General features: G+C 62.6%; 26 protein-coding genes and 1 riboswitch. Of the genes, 8 read left to right on the top strand and 18 right to left on the bottom strand.

Annotated elements, in window-relative coordinates; translation table 11 throughout:
- Positions 1 to 145 precede the first annotated feature (145 nt).
- Together K5Q02_RS15840 and K5Q02_RS15835 are read left to right on the top strand one after the other, a co-directional pair.
- Positions 146 to 553 carry a hypothetical protein gene (locus K5Q02_RS15840; protein WP_225832097.1) on the top strand — a complete coding sequence of 136 codons (408 nt, stop codon included), beginning with the start codon at positions 146 to 148 and terminating at the stop codon, positions 551 to 553.
- A 459-nt stretch (positions 554 to 1,012) separates the two neighbouring features.
- On the top strand, positions 1,013 to 2,152 hold the full coding sequence (locus K5Q02_RS15835; protein WP_225832095.1) for a mechanosensitive ion channel family protein: 1,140 nt from the start codon (positions 1,013 to 1,015) through the stop codon (positions 2,150 to 2,152).
- A 79-nt stretch (positions 2,153 to 2,231) separates the two neighbouring features.
- Here K5Q02_RS15835 and K5Q02_RS15830 read toward each other — a convergent pair whose 3' ends face one another.
- The 7 genes from K5Q02_RS15830 to K5Q02_RS15800 form a co-directional block, all read right to left on the bottom strand.
- Positions 2,232 to 2,624: a hypothetical protein gene (locus K5Q02_RS15830; RefSeq protein WP_225832093.1), complete on the bottom strand. Its 393-nt coding sequence runs from the start codon at positions 2,622 to 2,624 to the stop codon at positions 2,232 to 2,234.
- Between the two features lie 71 nt (positions 2,625 to 2,695).
- Positions 2,696 to 3,214 carry a DUF5677 domain-containing protein gene (locus K5Q02_RS15825; protein WP_225832091.1) on the bottom strand — a complete coding sequence of 173 codons (519 nt, stop codon included), beginning with the start codon at positions 3,212 to 3,214 and terminating at the stop codon, positions 2,696 to 2,698.
- A gap of 187 nt (positions 3,215 to 3,401) precedes the next feature.
- Entirely contained in the window at positions 3,402 to 4,613 is a 1,212-nt protein-coding gene (locus tag K5Q02_RS15820) for an MFS transporter (protein WP_225832089.1), read from the bottom strand.
- 7 nt (positions 4,614 to 4,620) lie between these two features.
- Positions 4,621 to 5,055, bottom strand: a complete 435-nt coding sequence (locus tag K5Q02_RS15815) for a pseudoazurin (RefSeq protein ID WP_225832087.1) — start codon at positions 5,053 to 5,055, stop codon at positions 4,621 to 4,623.
- 13 nt (positions 5,056 to 5,068) lie between these two features.
- A complete protein-coding gene (locus K5Q02_RS15810) occupies positions 5,069 to 5,836 on the bottom strand; it encodes an ABC transporter ATP-binding protein (RefSeq protein WP_225832085.1) in 768 nt (255 codons plus the stop codon).
- A complete protein-coding gene (locus tag K5Q02_RS15805; protein WP_225832083.1) occupies positions 5,833 to 6,867 on the bottom strand; it encodes a FecCD family ABC transporter permease in 1,035 nt (344 codons plus the stop codon). The genes K5Q02_RS15810 and K5Q02_RS15805 overlap by 4 nt, the downstream gene beginning before the upstream one ends.
- Positions 6,864 to 7,880 (bottom strand): ABC transporter substrate-binding protein, encoded by a 1,017-nt coding sequence (locus K5Q02_RS15800; RefSeq protein WP_225832081.1) that lies wholly within the window; start codon positions 7,878 to 7,880, stop codon positions 6,864 to 6,866. The genes K5Q02_RS15805 and K5Q02_RS15800 overlap by 4 nt, the downstream gene beginning before the upstream one ends.
- A gap of 174 nt (positions 7,881 to 8,054) precedes the next feature.
- Positions 8,055 to 8,250: riboswitch (cobalamin riboswitch) on the bottom strand.
- A 280-nt stretch (positions 8,251 to 8,530) separates the two neighbouring features.
- Between K5Q02_RS15800 and K5Q02_RS15795 the strand changes: the two genes are divergently transcribed.
- The gene (locus K5Q02_RS15795; protein ID WP_225832079.1) at positions 8,531 to 8,791 is read left to right on the top strand and encodes a type B 50S ribosomal protein L31; all 261 of its coding nucleotides are present in this window, start codon (positions 8,531 to 8,533) and stop codon (positions 8,789 to 8,791) included.
- A complete protein-coding gene (gene ykgO, locus K5Q02_RS15790; protein ID WP_225832077.1) occupies positions 8,788 to 8,943 on the top strand; it encodes a type B 50S ribosomal protein L36 in 156 nt (51 codons plus the stop codon). The genes K5Q02_RS15795 and ykgO overlap by 4 nt, the downstream gene beginning before the upstream one ends.
- 348 nt (positions 8,944 to 9,291) lie before the next feature.
- Here ykgO and K5Q02_RS15785 read toward each other — a convergent pair whose 3' ends face one another.
- The 11 genes from K5Q02_RS15785 to K5Q02_RS15735 all read right to left on the bottom strand — a co-directional run bounded on the left by K5Q02_RS15785 (position 9,292) and on the right by K5Q02_RS15735 (position 19,617).
- Entirely contained in the window at positions 9,292 to 9,585 is a 294-nt protein-coding gene (locus K5Q02_RS15785; RefSeq protein ID WP_225832075.1) for a DUF971 domain-containing protein, read from the bottom strand.
- The gene (locus tag K5Q02_RS15780) at positions 9,582 to 10,562 is read right to left on the bottom strand and encodes a HEAT repeat domain-containing protein (protein WP_225832073.1); all 981 of its coding nucleotides are present in this window, start codon (positions 10,560 to 10,562) and stop codon (positions 9,582 to 9,584) included. Before K5Q02_RS15780 ends, K5Q02_RS15785 begins: the two co-directional genes overlap by 4 nt.
- The gene (locus tag K5Q02_RS15775) at positions 10,559 to 11,413 is read right to left on the bottom strand and encodes an ABC transporter ATP-binding protein (protein ID WP_225832071.1); all 855 of its coding nucleotides are present in this window, start codon (positions 11,411 to 11,413) and stop codon (positions 10,559 to 10,561) included. The genes K5Q02_RS15780 and K5Q02_RS15775 overlap by 4 nt, the downstream gene beginning before the upstream one ends.
- A complete protein-coding gene (locus K5Q02_RS15770) occupies positions 11,413 to 12,192 on the bottom strand; it encodes an ABC transporter permease (RefSeq protein ID WP_225832069.1) in 780 nt (259 codons plus the stop codon). The genes K5Q02_RS15775 and K5Q02_RS15770 overlap by 1 nt, the downstream gene beginning before the upstream one ends.
- A 53-nt stretch (positions 12,193 to 12,245) precedes the next feature.
- The gene (locus K5Q02_RS15765; protein WP_225832067.1) at positions 12,246 to 13,652 is read right to left on the bottom strand and encodes an ABC transporter substrate-binding protein; all 1,407 of its coding nucleotides are present in this window, start codon (positions 13,650 to 13,652) and stop codon (positions 12,246 to 12,248) included.
- Positions 13,653 to 13,912: 260 nt separating this feature from the next.
- The gene (locus tag K5Q02_RS15760; RefSeq protein WP_042552539.1) at positions 13,913 to 14,158 is read right to left on the bottom strand and encodes a 4Fe-4S dicluster domain-containing protein; all 246 of its coding nucleotides are present in this window, start codon (positions 14,156 to 14,158) and stop codon (positions 13,913 to 13,915) included.
- A 54-nt stretch (positions 14,159 to 14,212) separates the two neighbouring features.
- Positions 14,213 to 15,937 (bottom strand): fumarate reductase/succinate dehydrogenase flavoprotein subunit, encoded by a 1,725-nt coding sequence (locus tag K5Q02_RS15755; RefSeq protein ID WP_225839702.1) that lies wholly within the window; start codon positions 15,935 to 15,937, stop codon positions 14,213 to 14,215.
- A gap of 2 nt (positions 15,938 to 15,939) precedes the next feature.
- Positions 15,940 to 16,689: a GntR family transcriptional regulator gene (locus K5Q02_RS15750; protein WP_042552537.1), complete on the bottom strand. Its 750-nt coding sequence runs from the start codon at positions 16,687 to 16,689 to the stop codon at positions 15,940 to 15,942.
- Between the two features lie 219 nt (positions 16,690 to 16,908).
- Complete coding sequence (locus tag K5Q02_RS15745; protein ID WP_225832064.1) at positions 16,909 to 17,136, bottom strand: hypothetical protein; 228 nt, start codon at positions 17,134 to 17,136, stop codon at positions 16,909 to 16,911.
- A complete protein-coding gene (locus K5Q02_RS15740) occupies positions 17,137 to 18,354 on the bottom strand; it encodes a YeeE/YedE family protein (RefSeq protein ID WP_225832062.1) in 1,218 nt (405 codons plus the stop codon).
- A 3-nt stretch (positions 18,355 to 18,357) separates the two neighbouring features.
- Entirely contained in the window at positions 18,358 to 19,617 is a 1,260-nt protein-coding gene (locus K5Q02_RS15735; protein ID WP_225832060.1) for a rhodanese-like domain-containing protein, read from the bottom strand.
- A gap of 326 nt (positions 19,618 to 19,943) precedes the next feature.
- On the opposite strand from K5Q02_RS15735, the gene K5Q02_RS15730 reads away from it, so the two are divergent.
- From K5Q02_RS15730 to K5Q02_RS15715, 4 genes are all read left to right on the top strand, one after another.
- Positions 19,944 to 20,837 carry a LysR family transcriptional regulator gene (locus tag K5Q02_RS15730; RefSeq protein ID WP_225832058.1) on the top strand — a complete coding sequence of 298 codons (894 nt, stop codon included), beginning with the start codon at positions 19,944 to 19,946 and terminating at the stop codon, positions 20,835 to 20,837.
- A gap of 451 nt (positions 20,838 to 21,288) precedes the next feature.
- Entirely contained in the window at positions 21,289 to 22,488 is a 1,200-nt protein-coding gene (locus tag K5Q02_RS15725) for an acyl-CoA dehydrogenase family protein (protein WP_225832056.1), read from the top strand.
- Complete coding sequence (locus K5Q02_RS15720; RefSeq protein ID WP_225832054.1) at positions 22,485 to 23,435, top strand: D-isomer specific 2-hydroxyacid dehydrogenase family protein; 951 nt, start codon at positions 22,485 to 22,487, stop codon at positions 23,433 to 23,435. Before K5Q02_RS15725 ends, K5Q02_RS15720 begins: the two co-directional genes overlap by 4 nt.
- A 31-nt stretch (positions 23,436 to 23,466) precedes the next feature.
- A complete protein-coding gene (locus tag K5Q02_RS15715; protein WP_225832053.1) occupies positions 23,467 to 24,261 on the top strand; it encodes a class II aldolase/adducin family protein in 795 nt (264 codons plus the stop codon).
- Positions 24,262 to 24,274: the final 13 nt, after the last annotated feature.

The raw sequence follows: 24,274 nt of genomic DNA, 5'->3' as shown, positions 1-24,274 counted from the left end.
CGCAACCTGTACGCAGTGATAACAAACCAAAAAAAGATGGCTATGAGCCATTAAATGGCTTGAGTCGTTGCTGACAGTTCGGGTAGTTTCGCCGCCATGCTGTTCGCCCATCGGGGCCGGCTGATCCTTCACGCCAGGAGCCCTGATGGAACTCGTCTTCACTGTCATCGCCATCATGCTGGTAGGTGCCGCCTACCTGCTGTTTCACTATCTGCGCGGCGGTGCGGCGCAGTGCCGTCGGCCCATAACCGAATGGCTGGCGAGCTACCAGACATCCAGCCCGGTTGAGCAGCACGAGATGGCTGAGGTGCTGCTGCGGCGATCCATGCGCCTAGCGGCCAATATGGGCGTGCAGATTGACCTCGATAGCCTGATCGCCAACGGTAAGGAACCTACAGAGCTGATCGCCGCGTGGCAGGCTCGACTGCCCAGCGTCATACCTGCGGCCTATCTACCAGGCACCCCGGCGAGTACCGTCGGCGCCCTGCTGTTGATTCAGCAGGTCGAACCCTCGCGTTTTCACGAATTGCTCGGGCAATCCGCTGCAGGCTGAAACAAGCCAGTCCCTGGCCATCGGCAACGATAGCGAACGGAGTTCCGATGCATCGATACGCCGCCGATCGGCGAACGGATCGATGATTACGCAGACCTCAAAGGCTGCGCATGAGGATGATCGGCAAGGCGGTGAACAGTGCGGTGACCAGAAGCAGAATCATCAGCAGATCCAGGCTATAAAAAGTCACGTCATCCTCCAGGCGAGCATACTTGGTGCTCGCATCAGGTTTAACAGCATCTACGGCAAGGTTGTTATTGTCTCACTGCACGGCAGAGCCCGGCTGGCGTCGCTGAAGATCGCCTGAAGCCCTTGCCGATCGCTATCTCTACACCTTAGCTCAGACCTCCGTTTGTCACACGCTGGCGCGCCGCCAGAGGAAAACCGGCGGATATGATGGGAACTTCTCAGCCCTGAGGCCTACAGAAACCTGTATCGGCTTTATCAGGAGAACCCCGAATGGAACAGTGGAACATCTGGTTCGATCGCGAATTATGGCTCGGCGTCGGCATCGTGGTGATCGCTACCGCCGTGATCTACACCGTGCTGCGCACCGTAGTCGGCATCGTGCACAAGCGCCTTGTCACGTGGTCAAAAGGCCAGGACGGCAACTGGCAGCATTTCGTCGCAGTGGTGATCGGGCGTACCAGCCGCTTGCTGCTGCTCGCCTTCTCGCTGCTGCTGGCCCTGCGCCTGCCGGATCTGCCCGGCAGTTGGCAGGCCGCCCTGAGCCACACCTGGTTCGTCGCCCTCGCACTGCAGATCGCTCTGTGGGTGGATACCGGCGTGCGCCTGTGGGCGCGCAGCCTGGTGGTCGGCAAGAATGGCAGCATCGGTTTCAACCCGGTGATGACCACCATCATCAGCATCATGGTGCTGATCGTGGTGTGGTCGGTAATGCTGTTGTCGATCCTCGCCAATCTGGGCGTGGATATCACCGCCTTGGTGGCCAGCATGGGTGTCGGCGGTATTGCGATTGCCCTTGCAGTGCAAACGGTACTCGGCGACATATTCGCCTCGCTATCGATTGGCGTCGACAAGCCATTCGAGATCGGCGATTTCGTGGTTTTCGGCGAAGTGGCCGGGAGCATCGAACATATCGGCCTGAAAACCACGCGCATCCGCAGCCTCAGCGGCGAACAGGTGGTGTGTGCCAACGCCGACCTGCTGCGCCAGATCGTGCACAACTACAAGCGCATGGACACGCGACGCATCGTCTTCAAATTCGGGGTCAGCTACGACACCCCGAGCGACAAGGTTCGCCAGGTATCGGAAAAGGTCGGCGACATCATCCGTGCCACCCCCAAGGCCAAATTCGACCGGGCGCACTTTCTCGGCTTCGACGAGAGCCAGCTGACCTTCGAAGTGGTCTACATCGTGCAGAGCTCGGACTACAACCAGTACATGGACATCCAGCAGGAGATCAACCTGCAACTGCTCGATGCCCTGCGCGAACTGGATGTGCGCTTCGCCCTGCCGCGTCGCGATCTGCGTTTGGTGGGTGAAAAGATGCCGACGCTGAAAGTCGCCGGTTTGCCGCAGCACGAACAGCAGGACGATTCGGCCGAGCGCGATCAGCGACTGCCACGTTTCAGCTAAAGCCAGTGGGTGGAAAACCGTAAAGGTTCTCCACCCGCCATGGCCAACGCCTCGCTGTCGAAAGCCGTCGTTGCCCGGCCTAGCGGCAACCCGTCATGCGGTTGCAGTTGACCCGGTCTCTCTCGCCCTTGGAGCTGGAAAGCCGGCTAACCACGTTCCAGCCGATCCGCCGGCTGGAACCCACCCACAGCTCACCATTGCTGCTGACACCGGTGAACAGCTGCAGGCGCCCATAGGTGGTGCTGGTCTGCGCCCAGGTCTGCCCGCTGATGACATCGAAGCCACGCATCAGCGTGTCGTTACCGCGCTGAACGATGCCGTAGTGATTGCCGAAACGATCCGTGCAATTGAGCATCGTGGCACTGCGAGTGCAGCCCATGGCGTCGCCAGGCAGCGTAAAAGCGGCATGAGCAGACGACGTAAAAGCCAACAACAGAAAACCACCCGCCGCTAACTGACGAAACAACAACACAAGCATCTCCAAGGGGTTCATACACGTTTCTACTGAGCCACGTTCTTACCCTATGGCTAGCAGCAATCTATTCAAGCCTGGCTATTCTCCAAAAAACCAATCCCCAGGGTGATGAGTTTGGTCATGTTTTCCAGTGTTTGCGCACCATCGGGATGGGTGCTTATTGAGGCGATGGTGGAGTGTGCATAGGTGGCCGACAATTCTCGATAGGCACTGTCATATCGTGAGCCCAGCAGCATGACGTCGGGCGCCTCCTCAGCACCTGATTGCTGATCCTCATCGGTAACCATTCTGAGGGTTTTGGCGATATCATTCTTACCTTGCAACAGCAGAGTATCGAGATGCTCGGGTTTCTTGATCAAGGCTGCCAGATTGATCAGATGCTCGATAGCTATTCGGTTGACCGCTGCGGCCTCTCTATCGAAGTCATTGTTGATCAACAGCAGAACGGCATCCGAGTTGGAGATGATGTTTTCCAGAAACTTCAGCGCTACCTTCTCATGGGCGGCGATAAAACGACCCTCCAGCCGCTCAACCAACTCATTAGCGCTGAAGATCATATCCCTTAGCCTGACTCTTTCCTGTGTCATACGACCTCCTCGTTGCGAATTAATGATCCAACCGTCATTAGCGATCTGAAGTCTGTTCAACGCCACTCAGCTTAGAGCCTATTCGCCATCAAGGCGACGTTCTGCACCTGGGCGCTTTCGGCGGCGGTGACCGGTGTCGAGAGGCAGAAAGTGGTAGTAGCGAGCAGGCGTGGGTACAGCCTGTTCATCAGGGCTCTTTGAGTGAACTCATATGCCGGGCCAGGCCGAAAGCCGCAGCCAGGCCGATACAGACCAGCGCCCACCAGAGTACCTGCGGCGGCGCCTGGTCAGCGGGCAGCAGCCGGCCGATCAGCACATTGCCGAACAACGCTGCCAGCCCGCCCACACCGGCGAAGAAGCCGTAATAAGCGGCAAGTTGCCCGCGCCGGGCGTAATGAGGCACATGGGCCGACAGCAGCGGCAGCACCAGCAGGCTGCCGAGGCTAAGCAAAGCGGCCATCAGCAGAACCGCCCAATACGGGGTCAACAGACTGGCGAAAGGTTCGGCCAGCAGCGCGTAGCTAACCGCCATCAACGCCAGACCGAGGCCCATGCCCTGTCCCTCGCTGAGCCAACGCTGGCGTAGCGCGCTGAGGGGCATCTGCAGCAGCACGCCGACCAGCGCGGTGATCACGAATACCCGCGTGATCCACGCCTGGCCGCCGCCGTGGGCGTGGCTGTAGGCCGGGATCGCCAGATAAAGTGGATGGAACAGCAGCGGATAGGCTGCCGCCAACACGGCGAAGCGCAGGAATGGCCACTGCTGCAGCATGTCCAGGCACTGGCGCAGCATGGTCACCGGCTCGTCACCGGACACCAGCTCCTTGCTCGGCAGGAAGCGCCACTGCACCAGGGTCATGAGCAGAAACAGCCCGGCTGCCACGCTGCCGGATACCGCGAAATCGATGCCGATCAGCAGCAGACCTGCCAGCGGCCCGAGCAGCATGCCCGCGGTGCTGGCCATGTTCTGCAGGGCGAATGCGCGCTTGCGCTGCTGCATGTCCTGGCACTCGTCGGCCAGGTAGGCCTGGGCACAAGGCGTGAACAGCGCACCGGCGAAACCGCTAACGCAGGCGGCCAGCAGCAGAACCGCCAGGCTTTCCGAGAAGCCGAGCACGGCAAACCCCACGCAGCGCACCAGGCAACCGATGAGAATGGCGCGACGGTAGCCGATGCGGTCACCCAGCAAGCCACCGAACAGGAACAACCCCTGCTGGCTGAACACGCGGATGCCGAGCACCAGGCCGACCGCCCAACCCGCCAGCCCCAGGCTCTCGCTGAGGTGCCCGGCCAGATACGGCACCAGCATGTAAAAGCCGAAGTTGAACGCCAGGCTGTTGAGCACCAGCACCCGGGCGGCGGGTGACAGGCTGGCGAAGGTATCCAGCACTCGGCTCATGGCTGGCTCATTTACTCGCGCGCTGGACGATCTGCTCCAGCCGCTGCTTGGCCCGCGCCGGCAGTTGTGCGGGAATCTGCGCCTCGCTGACAGGCTGATCACCAACCTGAATGAGCATCACCATGCCCATCGCCAGGTGCGGAATGCACTGGATGCCATAGAGCCCTGCTTCACTGAAGGTCACCTCGACCTCTTCGTTGATCTTGCCCTTGAACGACTCGGCCCCCTCCGGCAGGAAGCCGGGGATGCTGGCAGCGTTGTGGGTCGGGTGCGTGGCGATGAACTTCACGCTGTCACCTGGGGCGATGGCCAGGAAATCCGGTTCATAGACCATCGAACCGGACTCCCCACGGTTGAGCATTTTCACTTCGTGGGTTTCGGCCAATGCCGGAGCTGCGAATACAAGCGTAGCGAGCAAAGCGAAGAACGGCGAAAAACGCATAAAAAGACTCGTTTCAGATAGGTTGAAAGCGCAGCACCCGGGCACCGTCTTCGGGGTCGAGCAGGTAGCGGGCGCGTACGCCGAAGGTGTCGCGCAAACGGTCGGTGGTCAGCACCTCGGCCGGTACGCCGAGCGCCACCAGTCGACCGCGCTCCATTACGCCGAGGCGGTCGCATTCCAGTGCCTGATTAAGGTCGTGCAAGGCGATCAGCGTGGTCACCGGCAGCGTGCGCACCAGATTGAGGATCGACAGCTGGTGCTGGATATCCAGATGGTTGGTGGGCTCGTCGAGCAGCAGGATCTGCGGTTTCTGCGCCAGCGCCCGGGCGATGTGCACGCGCTGCCGTTCACCACCCGACAGGGTGCTCCAGGCTCGCTCCGGCATTTCCGCCATGTCCACATCGGCCAGTGCCTGAGCGACGATCTTCTCGTCCTCCGCCGACCAGGGCTGCAGCGCCGACAGCCAGGGCGTACGGCCCAGCTCGACGGCATCGCGCACCGTCACCGCATCACCGGTGTCGGCCTGCTGCTCGACGAACGCCAGCTGGCGGGCGACATCGCGGCGACTCAGGCTACCCAGCAGCTTGCCTTGCAGGTGCACCTTGCCACTGCCTGGCGTACGGATGCCGGACAGCAGCTTGAGCAAGGTCGACTTGCCCGAACCATTGGGGCCGATCAGGCCGAGCGTCTCGCCCTGGCGCAATTGCAGGTCGACGCCGGCGACGATCGCCCTTCCCTTCACCGACCAGCCCAGGTCGCTGCACTGCAGCACCGTACTCACCGCACCCGCCTCCCACGTACCAGAATCACCGCGAAGGCCGGCGCGCCGATCAACGCGGTGACCACGCCAATCGGCAGTACCTGCCCCTTGATCACCGTACGCGACAGCACGTCGGCGGCGATCAGGAACACCGCGCCGGTCAGGGCTGCGACCGGCACCAGCCGGCCATGCCGCACGCCGACCAGCAGCCGTGCCGCGTGAGGAATCACCAGGCCGACGAAACCGATGGAGCCGACGATCGACACCATCACCGCCGTGACCAGCGCCGCGCAGGCGATCAGCGTGGCCTGCACCCGGCGCACCGGCACGCCCAGTGACGCCGCCGATTCGGCACCGAAGGTGAAGGCATCCAGCGCGCGGGTGTGCCAGGCCACCAGCAGCACCCCGGCCAGCGCCACGGGCACGGCCAGGGCGACATCGTGCCAGTTGACGCCGCTGAGGTTGCCGAGCAGCCAAAACATAATGCCTCGGGCCTGCTCGGCGCTGGCCGATTTGGTGATCAGGAACGAGGTGAGCGCGTTGAACAACTGGGAGCCGGCGATGCCAGCGAGAATGATCTGCCCGGTGCCATTCAGCGCGCCGCCGCCCGCTGCCCGCGCCAGCAATGCGACCAGGCTGAAGGCGGCGATGGCGCCAATGAAGGCGCCCATCGAAAGCGACAGCATGCCCGCGCCGAGCCCCAGCAGCGCCACCGAAACCGCACCGGTGGAGGCACCGGCGGAAATCCCCAGCAAATAAGGATCGGCCAGTGGATTGCGCAGCAGCGCCTGCAGCACCACCCCACACACCGACAGCCCGGCGCCGCAACAGGCGGCGACCAGGGCGCGGGTCAGGCGGTAGTTCCAGACGATTCCCTCGTCGATCGGGTCGAGCACGAAGCCCGCCCCGAACAGCTTGTTGGCCAGCACCTGAAAGACCACCGACAGCGGGATGCGGGTTTCACCCAGCGCCACACCTACGACTACCGCCACGGCCAGCAACAGCAGGCAGACGATGGTCAGCAGGAACAACCGGGAGCCGCGAGTAATCATTTCTGCAGATCGAACCCGTCAACGGCCTTGGCCAGGGTTTCGATGCCGGTGACCATGCGCAGCGAAGCCTGCATGCCATCAGCATCGAGAATCACGATGCGACCGTTCTTCACCGCATCCATGTGTTTGGCGACTGGATCATTACGCAGGAATTCGAGCTTCTTCTCCACATCGTCAGCCGGGAAGCGGCGGCGATCCATGCGCGCGAGCACCAGCACGGTCGGGTTGGCCTTGGCCAGGGTTTCCCAGCCGACCGTCGGCCACTCTTCGCTGGACTCGACCACGTTGCGCAGGCCCAGCGACTTCATCATGGTGTCGGCGACGCCTTTCTGGCCGGCCATGTAGGGATCGAGATCCAGATCGGCGCTGGAGAACCAGAACGCAGCGGAGATTTGCTTGGCCTGACGCTGCTCGGCGTTGGCGACCGCTTTGCCGAGCCTGTCCTGCAGACTGGCGACCAGCTTGTCGCCCTCAGCCTGCACATCGAAGATTTGCGCCAGTTGCTGCACGCTCTTGTACAGGCTGTCGATCTGGAAAGGCTGCAGGCGGGTACCGTCTGCACCGACCAGATTGTCCTTGCCCTCGCAGTCGGACGGCATGATGTAGGTGGGAATCTTCAGCTCGTGAAACTGCTCACGGGTGCCGACCACGCCCTGCTCGCCAACCATCCATTCGAACTGCACGGCCACCAGACCGGGGCGCTTGTTGATTACCGATTCGAAGCTCGGATCGTTATCGGCCAGCCGTTCGACCTTGGCGTTCTGTGCCTCGAACTCGGGCAGCACGTTGCTGAACCACAGCGAGGTGCCCACCAGGCGGTCGCCAAGCCCGAGGGAATAGAGAATTTCGGTACCGGCCTGGCCAATGGTTACGGCGCTCTTCGGCGCAGCGGCGAAGCTCAGCTCATGGCCGCAGTTCTCAAGGGTCAGGGGGTATTGAGTTGGGCTGGCGGCCAGCGCCATCGAAGACAGGCCAAGGGTGGCGGCCAGAACGGCAAAACGAGACACGGTCATGCGGGTGATCTCCCAATCAACAGATACGCATAAATGGCAGTGCGCAGGCTGGAGAACACATCACGCCAAGCGGCCATGGCCGCACCTGTCCCTGAGGAAGGTGATTACGGATGCCCCTCCCGGACACCCCGCCGGCTGGTTCGATTGCAGCGCCCGAGCAGGGCTGCACTGCAGCTGCTCAGACCTATGCCGGCAGGTCTCCTGACTGGTACGTCGTGGCAACGCTGCGGCCTTCCCGGATTCGAACCCAGTGACACGAATGCAACGATGCTCAGTACCTACAGTTGCGGGGGCAGTTCCGTTTGGCCAATAGAGGTGGCGACGGATTCCCTATTAATTCCTCGCGGAAACCGGCGGGCGGCATCTTAAACGATTAGGTCGCTCCCCTGCAGCGCTTCGCTGCAGTTTCTGCGCATTCATCCCAACAAGCCGGAAGCCAGTGCAGCACTTATACGGCTAATTTCGGCGACCATTATTGTTACAACATAACAATTTAGCAAGCCCAGCTCAGCACTCGTTTCAGCTTCTGATCTGGAAGATCCGAGGGCCGATCAAGGCCTGCGGGAAAAATCCAGATTCGGGCTTGAAATGAGAACCAAAATCAATAAGACTGGATATTGTTACCTTATAACGTATTTATTGGAACACTTATGAAACCTGGTATCCACCCTGAATATCGCCCCGTTCTATTCCACGACGTCTCGGCTGACGCCTACTGGCTGATCGGCTCCACGGTCAGCACCGACAAAACCCGCGAGCACAGCGACGGCAACACCTACCCCTACGTCACGCTCGATATCTCCAGCGCTTCGCACCCGATCTACACCGGCCAGCAGCGCCAGACTGCAAGCGAAGGCCGCGTGGCCGGCTTCAACAAGCGCTTCGCCGGTTTTGCAGGAGCCCGCTCATGAAAGTGCTCGCGTCGCTACGCACCGCCAAATTGCGCCACCGCGATTGTCAGATCGTCAAACGTCGTGGCCGCATCTACGTGATCTGCAAGACCGAGCCACGCTTCAAGTGCGTGCAAGGCCGGCCCAAACCGCAGCGCAAGAACAAGGGCTAAGTGCCTGTACCACCCTCTCGGCGCGGCGCAATGGCAGCCGTCTCTCCAGGCCCGCGGCGCGACAACCATTCGCCGCGGGGTAGCGGCTTGTATGTTCCAAGTTCCTACAAAAGCATGAAGATTCCGGCCTGTAGGAGCCCGCTTGCGGGCCATACGATGGTGGCCTTGCTGCTGAATCTGCGTTGGCCCGGTGATTCGCCCGCAAGCGGGCTCCTACAGTATTGGTGGTGTTTGCAAAATGGATGCTCGACCCCGTGAGGTGTGAGCGCCGCCCTCGGCGCGAATGCGATTGCGGTCATCCCGCGGCTGGCGCCGTGACGACCTGGCCATGCGATAAGCCCGGCCAACTCAACCTGCCACCTCCCCCAGCTCACGCAAATAGCTCCAGGGATAGATACCGCGGTCGTGGCCATCGTCGAACACCAGTTGCAGCCCATAGCCCTGAGGGTGGACTGCCGTGATGCGGACGCCAGCCGGTGCCAGGTCGATGTGCTGCGCCAGCCGGGCCGCCCGGCATTTCGAGCACGGGCACCCGGCGCGCAGGCGCCCGTGGGCAAGCACCTGTACCTGCCCTTGCCCCCACTCCACGGTCAATGTCGCTTGCGTGGCACTGTTACGTATTGCGACGGGTGCCTGGTTCATGGCTTTTGCAGGCGCAACTGGCCGATGGCGATACGCACCGCCTTGCGCACTTCCGGATCGCCATCGTGCTCGACAGCCAGCAATGCTGGCAGTGCCTGAGCGTCGCCCAGCTCGCCAAGCGCCAGCGCGGACTCCTTGCGCAGGTTGCTGATGGCGTGCCCGAGCAGTTCCACCAGCGCCTCACGGGCCGCGGCGAATCGCAGGCGGCCGAGCGAGCGCACGGCACGCAGTCGTACCTGCCAATAGCTGTCGCTCAGCGCCTCGAGCAGCGCAGGGCCGGCACCCGCCTGGCCAACTTTGCCAAGCGTGGTGGCTGCCTCTTCGCGCACCTGCCATTCGCGATCCTTGAGCGCCGTCTGCAAAGCCGGCAGCACGCTGTCGTCGCTGGCCAGACCCAGCGCACCGGTGGCGGCGCGGCGTACTTCGGTATCGGCATCGTCACTGGCCAGGCGCGCCAGTTGGGGCAGCGCATCGGCCTGTTTCAGCCAGCCGAGGATGCCTACCGCTTCACGGCGCACGAAGGCATCGCTGTCCAGCAGCGCGGCGATGGCAGTGGGTACGCTGTCGATCAGCCGCAACTCACGCAAAGCCCGCAAGGCACTGGCGCGGACGAACGGGTCGGCATGGGCAGCCCAGGGCAGCACCACGCGACCGGCATCGGCGGTTTTCAATTCACTGAGGCTCTGAGCTGCGGCGCCGCGCACGCGGGCGTCGGCATCGGTCAGCGCAGCGCACAGGGCATTTACCACCTCGGGCTCCTCCCAGGCCTCCAGCAGGCGAGCCGCCTCGGCGCGGACATCGGCGGATGCATCCCGGGTCAGTGCATGCGTCAGCCAGGGCAAGGCTTCTGGCTCTTCCAGATCGGCCAGCTCGATCAGGGCGATGCGGCGCACGCCAGCGTCCTCATCTTGCAGGCGTGGCAACAGGTCGAGAATGTCGGGGTTATCGGTGCTTATATAGGTACTCAGGTCGGTCATAGGGCAACTCGCAATGGCGGATGTTCGGTGGGCAGCCCGAGCGGCGTCAGGCGTGGCAGCTCGCGGCCTTCTTCATGGCGCAGCAGCTCCAGACAGTGGCGCTTGAGCTGCACGAATTCCGGGCTGGTCAACAGGCCCGCATGCCGCGGACGGCGGAAGTCCAGGCGCAGGTCTTCGATGAAACGTCCCGGCCGCGGACTCATCACCAGAATGCGATCGGCCAGGAACAGGGCTTCGTCGATATCGTGGGTGACGAACACCACGGTGGTGCGCACCCTGCCCCAGATATCCAGCAGCAACTCCTGCATCTTGCTGCGGGTCTGCGCGTCCAGCGCGCCGAAGGGTTCGTCCATCAGCAGCAGACGCGGCCGATTGATCAGCACACGGGCGATCTCGGCACGTTGTTGCATACCGCCGGAGAGCTGATTGGGCCAGCGCGAAGCGAAGTCCTGCAGGCCGACCAGGTTGAGAAATTCGCGTGCCCGCTGCTGCCGTTCAGCCTTGCCGATGCCCTGCATCTTCAGGCCGAAGGCGACGTTGTCGAGCACGCTGCGCCAAGGCAATAGGGTGTGATGCTGGAACACCATGCCGCGCTGCGGCGACGGGCCATCCACCACCTGGCCATCGACCCGCAAGCTACCGGCGCTGGGCGTCAGATGCCCGGCCAGGGCGCCGAGCAAGGTCGATTTGCCACAGCCGGAGGGACCAAGAATGCACACGAACTCGCCAGCGGCGATGGAGAAGTCCAGCGCCTGCACGGCTTCGAACGCCTGAGTGCCCTCGCCGAGGCGGATGGTCAGCTTCTCGATATCGATGCGTCCGGCCGACAGGCCGGTTTCATGAATGCTCATCAGCGACGTCCTCCGCTGCGATACCAGGGCGTCAGCAGGCTACCGAGGCGTTTGACCAGCAGGCTGCTGCCCATGCCGAGCAGGCCGATCAGCAGCATGCCGACGATGATGTCCGGGTAATTCTGGATGGTGTATGACTCCCAGGTGTAATAGCCGATGCCGAACTGCCCGGAGATCATTTCCGCAGTGACCAGGCAGAACCAGGAGGTACCCATGCCGATCGCCAGGCCGGTGACGATGCTCGGCGCAGCACCCGGGAGGATCACCTCGCGCAGGATCGCCAGGCGCCCTGCGCCAAGGCTGCGGGCCGACGCGATCAAGCGGGCATCGACGCCCTCCACCCCGTGCACGGTATTGAGCAGCACCGGAAACAGCGCGCCGGTGAAGGTGATGAAGATCATCGACAGTTCCGACGACGGAAACATCAGAATCGCTAGGGGAATCCAGGCCACGGCAGGAATCGGCCGCAGCACCTCCAGCGGCGGCAACAGGCTGTCCTCGGCCCAACGTGAGCGGCCGATGGCGATGCCCAGCGTGACGCCCAGCAGCGCTGCGATCAGATAACCGCTGAATACCCGCCCCAGGCTGGCACCGACGTGATCCCAGAGCCTGCTGGATTCGATCAGCGCGATGGCCGCATCGACCACCGACTCGGGCGTGGGCACATAGATGAAAGTGAGCAGGCCCAGATCCAGGCGCAAGCTGGTCGCCACCTGCCAGAACAGCAGGCAGAACGCCAACGACGCCAGGCGCAACGGCCAACGGTGTAGAGAAGTCATTATCAGGCTCCAGTAAGGTGCTGCGCCACACCAAGCGTGGCGCAGCGGGCCGATCAGCGTGCGGCTACCAGGCGCTGGTTGGCGCTGCCGAAGTCCAGCGCTTCACCACCGTGAGCCTTGGCATAGGCTTCGGCCTGGCCCTTGAGCAGGAAAGCGCTGAGCTCACCCTTGCCGTTACGCACGAACCAGGCCTGGTTGGCCAGCAGCTTGATGCCGCTGTCGCTGGCCTGGGCGTAGATGGCACGGATGTCCTTGCCCGCCTCCTCGAGCTGCGCTAGCGCCTTGAAGGCCGCTTCCGGTGAGGCGTAGTGACGTACCTTGCTTTCACCACGCACCCAGATCTGCGCCACGCGCTTGAAATCGGTGATCGGCTGGCCGGTCACTGCATCATTGGCTTTCAGCGGCAGTTGTGCGTAATTGGCCAGCGCCTGCGCGTAATCACCACCTTCGGCCTTGAAGGCAGCCTTGATGTACTGATCGTCGACGAATTGCTCGACGTTCAGACCGCGGTCGGTCTTCTTCAGCAACTTGAGGGTTTCGATGGAGGTGGTGACCGCCTGGCGGTACTCGGGCTTCCAGGTCAGGTCACGGGTCTGCAACCCGAGCGGGCCGTGGAACAGGTAATTCACCTCGGCCTCGATACCGGTGACCTTCTCGATCAGCTCGCTGTACTTCTCCGGCTCGGCTGCGAACAGGCGATCCGCTTCCAGGCCGGCGCGCAGGTAGGCGGTGACCACTTCCGGGTACTTCTTGGCGTAATCGGCATCCACCAGCGCACCATGGAAGGTGGGTGCATCCGCCTGGGAGCCATCGTAGATCTTGCGCGCGAAGCCACGGTTGGGGAACAGTTCGGCGAACGGCACGAAGTCCGCGTGGGCCTCGATGCGATTGCTGCGCAGCGCCGAGCCGGCGATTTCCGGGGCCTGGGCGATGATGCGCACGTCCTTCTGCGGATCCCAGCCCTGGGCGGCAACGGCGCGCAGCAGCATGCCATGGGCGGTGGACGCGAACGGCACGGAAATGGTCTTGCCCTTGAGCTCGGCCAGCGATTGCACGCTGGAGGATGCCGGCACCACGATGCCGTTGCCACTGCCCTTGGTGCTGCCCGACAACACGGTGATGAACAGGCTCTGCTTGCCGGCATCGCGGTGGGCCACACCATTGAACGAACCGGGGAAGTCAGCCATGGCGCCAAAGTCGAGCTTGCCGGCGACCATTTCGTTGGTCAGGGGCGCGCCGCTGGTGAAGTTCTTCCACTCCACTTCGTACTTGGCGTCCTTGTACTTGCCGTCGCGCGGCAGGTATTTGTCGAGCAGACCGAGCTCGCGGATCAGCAACCCGCCGGTGGCGCAGTTGATGGTGGTGTCCTGGGTGCCGATGGCGATGCGAATGGTCTCGGCCTGGGCAGTGATGCTGCCGATGGCCAGCGCGAGGCCGACCAGAGTGGTACGCAAGTGCATGGGTGTCTCCCCTCGAATCAATAGGTATTGGAATCGTCTCCGCCGGGTGGTCGGCCGGTGGGAAACGAGGGGTCTGTTGATCAGGCGTCCGGTGGTTGGCCGGATGGCGTGTTGCTTTTTATGTTGGATATTCGGTGGATAAGCTTCGCGCTAGCTGCAGAGTCCCGAGCGTTGAAGTCCGTAGGAGCCCGCTTGCGGGCGATGCTTTCCCGTTGATCGCCCGCAAGCGGGCGCCTACAAAACTCCAGGTCGCGCTTTGTTCAACGCAGCAGATAGGGAATCTCGACGCGCACCGCATCGGTCGGGCAATCCTTCTCGCACGGCATGCAGTACCAACACTCGTCGAAAGCCATGTAGGCCTTTTGCGTCGCCGGGTTGATCGCCAGCAGATCCATCGGGCAGACGTCGACGCACACGGTGCAGCCCTTGTGGGCGATGCACTTGTCTTCGTCGATGGTCACGGGCGCATTGCTGCGAAACAGGATTTCCTGGGGCTGGAAGGCCATATCACGGTGTCCTCGGAGCCTGTGGCTCTCGTTATGGTGTTGCACGCTGTCAGGTCAGGCCGCTTCGGTCTTTACCCGCAGGCGGTTGTAGGCCTGCTGCTCTTCATCATCCAGAGCGATCAGGTAAGGTTCGACCGGTTTCTTGAAGCTGACCATCTGGCCGTGTTCGTCCTTTTTCAGGTGGCAGTGCACGAACCATTCGGCATCATTGCGCTGCGGGTGATCGACCCGGTGGTGATACAGGCCCCAGCGGCTTTCCTTGCGAAACAGCGAGGCGCGGGCGGCCATCTCGGCGCAGTCGCGGATCACGCTGACTTCCATGGCGCGCATCAGTTCGTGGGCGTTGTTGGCCTTCAGCTCGCCCAGATCCGCTTCGATGGCAGCGAAACGCTGCAGGCCGATCTCCATCTTCCTGGTGACCTTGGGTGGCTGCAGGTAATCGTTGACGAAGCGGCGCAGCTTGTACTCCACCTGCGCCGGCGGCAGGCCGTGCTCGCGGTTCAGCGGCGCGTAGACCCGCGCCCGCTCGGCGTCGATCTGCGCCTGATCCAGTGGGCTGTGGTCGCGTTCGGCGACGAAGTCGGCAGCGTTGTTGCCCGCGAACCAGCCGTAGGTGAAGGCGCCGAGCATGTAGTTGTGCGGCACCGCCGCCATGTCTCCGGCCGAATACAGGCCCTTGACCGAGGTTTCCGCCCGCTCGTTGACCCACACGCCGGAAGCGCTGTGGCCACTGCAGAAGCCGATCTCGGAGATGTGCATCTCGACCATGCTGGAGCGGTAGTCGGTGCCACGCCCGGCATGGAACTGACCGCGGCTGGGGCGCTCGTTGCTATGCAAGATTTCCTCGATGTTCTGGATGGTTTCCTCGGCCAGGTGATCGAGTTTGAGGAACACCGGGCCGTTGCCGCCCTCGAGTTCCTGATGGAACTCCCACATCATCTGGCCGCTCCAGTAGTCGCATTCGATGAAGCGCTCGCCCTTGTTGTTGGCGGTATAGCCCCCCAGCGGGCCGGTCACGTAGGCGCAGGCCGGGCCGTTGTAATCCTTGATCAGCGGGTTGATCTGGAAGCACTCCAGATTGGCCAGCTCGGCACCGGCGTGATACGCCATGGCGTAGCCATCACCGGCATTGGTCGGGTTCTCGTAGGTACCCATCAGGTAGCCGGAAGACGGCAGCCCGAGACGTCCGGCCGCGCCGCAGCAAAGAATCACCGCCTTGGCCTTGATCACGTGGAAATCGGCGGTGCGGCAGTCGAAACCCATCAGGCCGTTGACCGCGCCGTCGGCATCGGTCAGCAGGCGTGTGGCCACCAGGCGATTGGTTATTTCCACCCGGGCGCGCTTGAGCTGGCGATACAGCACCTTCTTGATGTCGTGCCCTTCGGGCATCGGCAGCACGTAGGCGCCCATGTGATGCACCTTCTTCACCGCGTAGTCGCCGGTTTCGTCCTTCTCGAACTTCACGCCCCAGCGGTCGAGCTGCTCGATGGTTTCGAAACTGTGGGTGGCATAGGCGTACACGGCGGCCTGATTGACGATGCCGTCATTGGCCACGGTGATTTCCTTGGTGTACTGCTCGGGCGTGGCGTGGCCGGGCACGATGGCATTGTTGAGGCCATCCATGCCCATGCTGATCGCTCCGCTGCGCTTGACGTTGGCCTTGTCGACCAGCAGCACGCGCAACGCCTTGTTGCGTTCCTTGGCCTTGATCGCGGCCATGGGGCCGGCGGTACCACCGCCGATGATGACGATGTCGTATTCCTGTTCCAGGGTGTTGATGCTCATGGCTGCGCGCCCTTCTGTCGGTCGATGCGCAGGCGATACTGGAAGGCATCGCCACGGTAATAGAGGTGTTCGAAATCCAGCGGTGTGCCATCGGCGGTGTGGGTCAGGCGCTCGATACGCATGATCGGCGAGCCTTCCTCCACGGCCAGCGCCTGGGTCAGGTCGCTGTCGGCAAGCACGGCATCGATGGCCAGATCGGCATGACCCAGGGCGATGCCGCAGTCGTTTTCGAGGATCAGGAAGATGTCACGCGTGACCAGATCGGCCTTCTCCAGCTTTTCGCCCACGGCATGGGGCAGCCAGGTGATTTCCAGGGAAATCGGCTCGCGGTTGATCAGCCGCACCCGGCGGATTTCCGTGACGGTGCTGCCCTCTGCCACCTGCAGGCGCTCGGCAACCAATGCCGACGCCGGAACGTGGCGCAGGCTGCGCAACTTGTTGATCACCTCGTAGCCCATCTGCTTCATCGATTCGCCCAGGCCCTGCAGCGTGCTGACGTTCTGGAACGCCTTGGGCTTGGCTACGAAGGTGCCCTTGCCGTGGATCTTGAAGATCAGCCCTTCCTTCTGCAGGTCCCCCAGCGCCTGGCGCACGGTGATGCGGCTGACGCCATAGGTCTGGCCCAGTTCGTTCTCCGACGGCATGCGGCTGTGCGGCGCATAGGTGCCGTCGAGAATGCGCGAGCGCAGCAACTCCTTGAGCTGGCTGTACAGGGGAACGGGCGAAAGCGGTATGAGCTGAGACATGTGAATCCTTTTTGATCAACTTGTCATAACAAGTAGTGACGAGAAAATAGCGAATACTCGCAGTCACTGGAAATATTGATATCGAATAAGCATATGGCTGAAAACCAGCAGGTTCGCCGACAGCGCAGTACGAATCAGGTGAGGCAATCCCGCTGCAACGAACAAGACGCTCAGAGAGTGAGCGCGCTCAGGTCAACCCGAGCGCGTTTTGAGGAAGCATCAGGAGGGGTCGCATTCCAGCGGCATACCGCACGGCGCAAATCCGCAGAAGGCATCGACACTGCCGCCCTGCCCCTGATCCTCGGCACTGACCGGCTCCAGGGTGCGCAGCGCCTGCCGAGGCTGTCCGGCGTATTCACCGAGATCCACAGCGAGCGCCAAAACCACTGCAAAGCTCAGCAGCAGCCAGCCACTTCGGGCCAGGGATCTATCGTTCACGAGTGCCATTCAACTCTCCAGTCCGAACAGGCGACGGGCGCGGACACCCGCAAGGCTGCCCAGCAATGCCAGTGCGAACCATACCCAACCATGCAGGCTGCCAGAGGCAATGCCGCTGAACAGCGCACCGACATTGCAGCCGAACGCCAACCTGGCACCGTAGCCCATCAGCAGACCGCCAATCACCGCCGCCAACAGGGATTTCAGCGGCACCCGCAGCAGCGGTGCGAAACGCTTGCTGAGCCCCGCAGCCAACAACGCACCGAGAATCAGCCCGAAGTTGGTCACCGAGGTGGTTTCCGCCAGCACCGGCCCGGCCAGCGCCTGAGCCGGCATCGACCAGCTCCAGTATGCCCAACTGCCGACATCCAGCCCGAGCAGGGTGGCCAATTTAGCCCCCCACAGATTGAACGCGAAGGTCACCGACCAGGGCTGCCCGGAGAGCAGCAGGTTGCACACGCCCAGTACCGCCAGCGCCAGAGATGCCCAGGCCAACGGCCAGTGTCCGCGCCAGAGCCGCTGGCGCCAGGGGATATCTGCGCTTTCCTGCGCAGGCCTGAAGATCGATGCGACCTGCCGGCGCCGGCGTACTTCCCAGCCACGTGCCAGCAGGCCGACAGCAGCCAGGGCCAGCAACTGCAAGGCGACTGCTGGCCACAGGCCGATCAGCTTCGCCGGCTGGATGACACCAATACTGTATTGCGACGACCACCACGGCAGATGAGCCGTGCCTATCAATGCGCCGACGATGAAGAACACCAGAGTGACCAGCATCCGCGTGCTGCCACCACCGACGGTAAACAGCGTTCCCGAGGCGCACCCGCCACCAAGCTGCATGCCGAAACCGAAGAGCAGCGCTCCGACCGCCAACGAGATGCCGAGAGGGCCCAGCGCTCCGGTCAATGGCTGACCGAACGCTTCACCCCGGTCGAGCAGCGGCATGATCACCGCACACGCCAGGGCGATCGACAGCATTTGCGCACGAATGCTGGCTGTGCGCCCCTCAGTGATTGCCGCTCGCCAGCCGCCGGCAAAGCTGAAGCTGGCCTGATAGAGGACGAAGCCGAGCGCCACCCCGACCAGCGCCAGAAGCCCCTGGCGCAGATCGATGGCCAAATAGCAGGTGATGGCCAAGAGCGCGATGCCTGCAGCGGCCACCGCCACTACCGGTGTATCGACCACGGCGTTCGACCTGGCTGGCAGACCGAACGTTTGGTTGGACGACATCGATCAACCCTTGCTCGGGCCGTAAGCCGGGTTGACCCAGCCTTCCCACTTGCCCTCGAACGCATCGACCTTCTCGAAGCCGAGCAACTTGAGGACGGTATAGCTCTGCGCCAGCTGCAACCCGCCTCGGGCGAAGATCACCACGTGCTTGTCCGGGGTCACGCCCTGGGCGGCAAACAGCGCGCGCAAAGCCTCGGCATCTTTCAGGCTGCGTTGTTCATCGAGGGTGTCATTCCAGAACACATTGACCGACTCGGGAATGCGCCCTACCTGGTAGTCAGCTGGCGGGCGCACGTCCACCACGATGGCACTCTCGTCGGCCTGCAAGGCCTTCACTTCGGTTTCATTGAGAAAGCGCGGCCCCAGTGATTTTGGGCTATTGAGGGCATCACCGGCGAACGAGAAATTGTCCAGCCCCAACGTCTGCTGGTTGCCATCACGGCTCCACTCATCCCAGCTCTTGTCGTAGAACTTGATGTTGTTGTAGCCAAGATCCTTGAGGAACAGATAGGAGCTGGATGCCGCCGCGCCGCTACCGCAGTAAGCGACGATTTCGTTGTCGGGGGTGATGCCCTTTGCCTTCAGTTCGGCGACCAGCTCAGCGCGGGGTCTGAGGATGGAGGTCTTGCCGTCGACGAAACTGGTGGAAGACAGCGCCTGCGCCGTGGGGATCACACCGTCGTCCGTGGCGTTGGCCACACGTGCGTCGAGGATGCGCGTCTTGCCGTCACCAATCCTGCTGGCCACGTAATCTTTCTCGACCCGGTTCTCCTGCTTGCGGGTCAGCTTGAACTCGCTGGGCTTGGGCTTGGTGGCCTGGGTCACCAGCTTGCCCTTCCACTGGCTAAGGCCGCCGTCGAGCACGTGCAAGTCGCTGAAGCCTGCGTACTCCAGCACCACGAAGGCGCGTCCGGCCAGCGACGTGGCGCCGTAGATCAGCAGCGTATCGTCGTAGCTGACACCGGCAGCGCTGAGCGCCTGTTCGATGTCCTCGTCACTGGCGTACTCGTTGCGAATGCCATCGCGCTCGGAAACGTTCAGCAACTGCCAGGGTAAGTGGATAGCACCGGCGATGTGCCCTTTGTCGTATTCGGCCTGGCTACGGATATCCAGAACCTTCACGTTCTTTTGCTGGCTGAGGGTCTGGAACTGCTCCTGGGGCAGGATGATGCCTGCCGACGTCTGCGCCAGGGTAAGGCCGGGAACAGCTATAGCAGCCACGAGGCTGCTGGCGAGAATCGTGCGGATAAAGGGTCGGTTCATAGGAATGCTCTCGAAGGAAATATCGGCCGCAGCCGGAAAGGTCTGTCGAGATCATAAGCACGCTAATCTATTCACTTAAATAATTTATAAGTCACCTTTAAGTCCATAAAAGAATATGCACGCATTCCTGTCACGTATTTGTACGCTCTTGAGCAAACGCCTCTATCTCGATGCTTTCACCCTGCTAGCGGCAGGAAAAACCGTATGAGAACACCGAGGTTCGCCACGTCACCGGCCAGTGCCGGACGAAATCATGTGACCGGTTCCTGAAAAGCCGATTATTCTATCGAGGCATTTTTCCTGCCCTTAATATGTGAGTACCTGAGATGAAGATCGATGACATGGATGCATTCGTCGCCGTCATCCGCTGTCAATCGACCAAGCAGGCTGCTGATGCGCTGCAACTGACGCAGCCGGCGATCACCCGCCGCGTGCAGAATTTCGAAGAAGACCTGGGCGCCAATCTGCTCGACCGTAATACCAAGCCACTCAAGCCAACGCCCATGGGCCTGCGCGTGTACGACCAGTGCAAGGCGATCCTGCGTGAGATCGACTCGCTGCGTGAACTGGTCGCCAGCGATGGCTCGCCCAGCGGTGCACTGCGCCTGGGCGTACCGCAGACCATCAGCGACGTGGTGCTGCTCGACGCCCTGCAGCAGATTCGCGAAACCTTCCCGGAACTCAAGACCCAGGTCATCAACGGCTGGGGCAGCAGCCTGATCGCGCGCATGGAAAACGGTGAGCTGGATGCCGCCGCAGTGCTCTTCCCGGCGGGCAAGATCTTCCCCGAAGGCATCGCCAGCCGCTCCATCGGCCGCATGCCGCTGCTGGTGGTGGCCGCCAAGGGCGCGATGCGCAAGCGCAGCTGCAAGCTCAAGGACTGCTACCAGCAGGGCTGGGTGCTCAACCCCGACGGCTGTGGTTTCCGCGCAGGCCTGCAACGCGCGCTGTCCGAACAGGGCCTGTCGTTGCAGATCAACCTGGAAACCTTCGGCACCGAACTGCAATTGGGCCTGGTCGCCAGCGGCATGGGTTTCGGCCTGGTACCCGCGCCCCTGCTCGAGCGCAGCGGGCACCGCGAGCAACTGGACGTGATCAACGTCAGCGACTTCAAGCCGATGATCGATCTCTGGCTGCTGCACCCGCAGTACCTGGGCAACCTGCAGGACGCCGTGAACCTGTTCAGCGATGTGGCTGCAGAGCGCTTGCGGTCGCAATAGCGCCGAGTTGGTAGCGACGCCATTCCCGGGCCCTTATCGCCCCAAGTGTCGTTTCGCTAGACCCGGGCTACGGGCGTTGAGCCGAGCCCGTATTCCCCCCATTCCCGTAGCCTGGGTTGAGCGCAGCGATACCCAGGAGCCGTAGGCGCAGCCAATGATTGGCCGAAGCGTTCCCTCATCCTTTGAAAACGGCATGACCTGAAAGCGACCGGGAAGACCACGACTGGCGCCCGTCAACAATTCGGCAGCCATCTCGAGCGCTTACAAAATTCTATAAACGCATAACAGCAAAACTATTAATTCAGAAAAGCTGATAATTAGCTTAGAACCAAAAAGACTTTTACAGCGCAAAGCTATAAGAATACGGTCTCATCCAGGCTACCTCATCACCCTGGGGCGCTCAGAAATCAAACAGGCATTGCCTGCCATCTGCGCCAGTGATGAGAGACCCATGACGCAATCCGCCGACACCCTCGCCTTCCCCACCCATCGCGTATCCCCGGAGCGCGACGAGGCACGCTTCGCCCGCCTGCTCGATGAAATCAGCGCGACCCTGGCCGCCAGCGCCGCGCGTTACGATCGCAGTGGCGAATTCCCGGCCGAGAACTTCGCCCTGCTGCAGCGCCACGGCCTGCTGGGGTTGACGGTTCCGAAAACGCTGGGTGGCGGTGGCGCCGATCTGCCTACCGCGCGGCGGGTGATCAGCGCGGTGGCCAAGGGCGAACCCTCGACGGCACTGATTCTGGTGATGCAGTACCTGCAGCACTTCCGCCTGCAGCAGAACCTCAACTGGCCCGAGCATCTGCGTCGCCAGGTGGGTATCGATGCGGTAGAGAACGGCGCACTGATCAACGCCTTTCGCGTCGAACCCGAACTCGGCACGCCGGCGCGCGGCGGTCTGCCAGCGACGACTGCCCGACGTACCAGCGAAGGCTGGCGCCTGAGCGGCCGCAAGATCTATTCGACCGGCAGCCACGGCCTGATCTGGTACCTGGTGTGGGCACGCAGTGACGATGCCGACCCGCTGGTTGGCGGTTACCTGGTACATCGCGATAACCCCGGCATTCGTATCGTCGAGGACTGGGATCACCTGGGCATGCGCGCCACCTGCAGCCATGAAGTGCAGTTCGACGACGTGCTGATTCCCCTCGACCACGCTGTCAGCGTCAGCCCCTGGAGCGCACCCAGGCCGGAACTGGATGGCGAAGGCATGCTGTGGATGTCGGTACTACTGCCAGCCATCTACGATGGCGTTGCCCAGGCGGCGCGGGACTGGCTGGTGGGCTTTCTCGAACACCGTACGCCCTCCAACCTCGGTGCGCCGCTATCGAGCCTGCAGCGTTTTCAGGAGATCGTCGGGCGCATCGATACCCTGCTGTTCGCCAACCGCACCCTGCTCGATTCGGCCGCCGCCGGCCAGGTCGAGGCAGCGCACGCCGGGCAGATCAAGCAACTGGTGAGCAGCAACGCCATACGTGCCGTGGAGCTCGCCATCGAGGCATCCGGCAACCCGGGGCTGTCACGCAAGAACCCGCTGGAGCGGCATTTCCGTGACGTGCTGTGCAGCCGCATCCATACCCCGCAGGACGACGTGGCGCTCAGCGCCGCCGGCCGTAGCGCCTTCGCTCAGGCTCGGGAGGCAGCACAATGAGCCAGACCATCGTCAGCCAGCTGGATGCCGAGGCCAACGCCTATCTGCGCGAGCGCCTGCCGCAACAGCGCATCGTCGAAATCCCCTTTGGCCCGGAAGGCCTGGCGCAGATTCCCGCTGACGCCAGCACGCTGATCGTGCGGCCCATCAACGTGCGCGGCGTCGAACTCAAGGACGCGCCAGCCGGCTGGCCGTGGTCGTTGCAGTGGGTGCAACTGGCCTCCTCCGGCATCGATTTCTACCCGCACTGGCTGTTCGACGTAGAGCAGGTCGCCAGCGCCAAGGGTGCCAACGCCAACCACGTTGCCGAATTCGCCCTGGCGGCGATCTTCAGCGTGGCCAAGCAGCTTCCGGACATCTGGGTAAACAACGACGATTGGCACTTCACCTACCTGCAGCCGGTCAAGGGCGCGACGCTGGGTATCCTGGGCCTCGGCTCGATTGGCCAGAGCCTGGCGCACAAGGCTCTGGCCCTGGGCATGCGCGTCATCGCTCTGGGTCGCCCAGGGCACGCCATTGCCGAGATCCCTGGCATCGAGGCCGCCCGCGACATCCACCACCTGTTCGCCGAAGCCGACCACCTGGTGGTGGTTGCGCCGCTGACTGCCGATACCCGCCACCTGCTCGACCGCGACGTGCTGGGCAGCGCCAAACCCGGCCTGCACCTGATCAACCTGGCTCGTGGGGGTCTGCTCGATCAGAACGCCCTGCTCGAGGCGCTGGATAACGGCAGCATCGGCCGCGCCACCCTGGATGTCACCGACCCCGAGCCGTTGCCGAACGATCACCCGCTGTACTTGCATCCGCGGGTACGTATTTCACCCCACACCAGTGCCCTGTCCACCGATGGCAAACGCAAGTTCGTCGACGATTTCGTCGCCAACTTCCAGCGTTTCCAGACGGCAGCGCCATTGGAAAACCTCGTCGATATCGAACGCGGTTACTGAACAGACTGCCCACCAGGGCCTGGAGATTGCCATGAGTTCACTCGCAACCCTGCACAGCATTCCTTCCGTCCAGGAGCGCGTCAGCCCTGAAGAATGGGAAGTACGCGTCAAGCTGGCTGCCGCCTACCAATTGGCTGCGCTGTTTCGCTGGACGGATCATATCTACACGCATTTCTCCGCCCGCGTGCCGGGGCCGGACGAACACTTTCTGATCAACGCCTTCGGCCTGTTGTTCGACGAGATCACGGCGTCCAATCTGGTCAAGGTGGATGTCGACGGCACCATCATCGACGACCCACTGAACCTGGGTATCAACCAGGCCGGTTACGTGATCCACAGCGCCATCCACCGCGCGCGCCCGGATCTGCAGGCCGTGCTGCACACCCATACCCGCGACGGCGCAGCGGTATCCGCCCAGCGCGGCGGGCTGCTGCCGCTCTCGCAGCATGCCCTGGGCTTCTACAGCCGCGTGAAGTACCACGACTACGAAGGCGTGGCGCTGGATCTGGACGAGCAGGAGCGCCTGGTCGCCGACCTTGGCGACAGCAACATCTTCATCCTGCGCAACCATGGTCTGCTCACCGGCGGCATCAGCGTCGAACATGCGTTCCGCGAGCTGCATGGCCTGGAACGCGCCTGCAACATCCAGATCGCCGCCCAGGCCGGCGGCAATGCCGATCTGCTGCATGCACCCGACGAAGCCATCGAAAAGGTCCGCCAGCAATCGGCGCGTTTTTCCGATGGCAAAGGGCCGGGCATCAAGCTGCACTGGGACGCGCTGATTCGCCAGCTCGAGCGGGCTTCAGGCCAGAGCTACAAGCACTGATCAGCGGGAGATC

The organism is Pseudomonas sp. MM211, from assembly GCF_020386635.1.
GTDB lineage: Bacteria > Pseudomonadota > Gammaproteobacteria > Pseudomonadales > Pseudomonadaceae > Aquipseudomonas.
The sequence above is the reverse complement of the archived record's forward strand: the minus strand, read 5'-3'. Positions and strand labels throughout refer to the sequence as shown.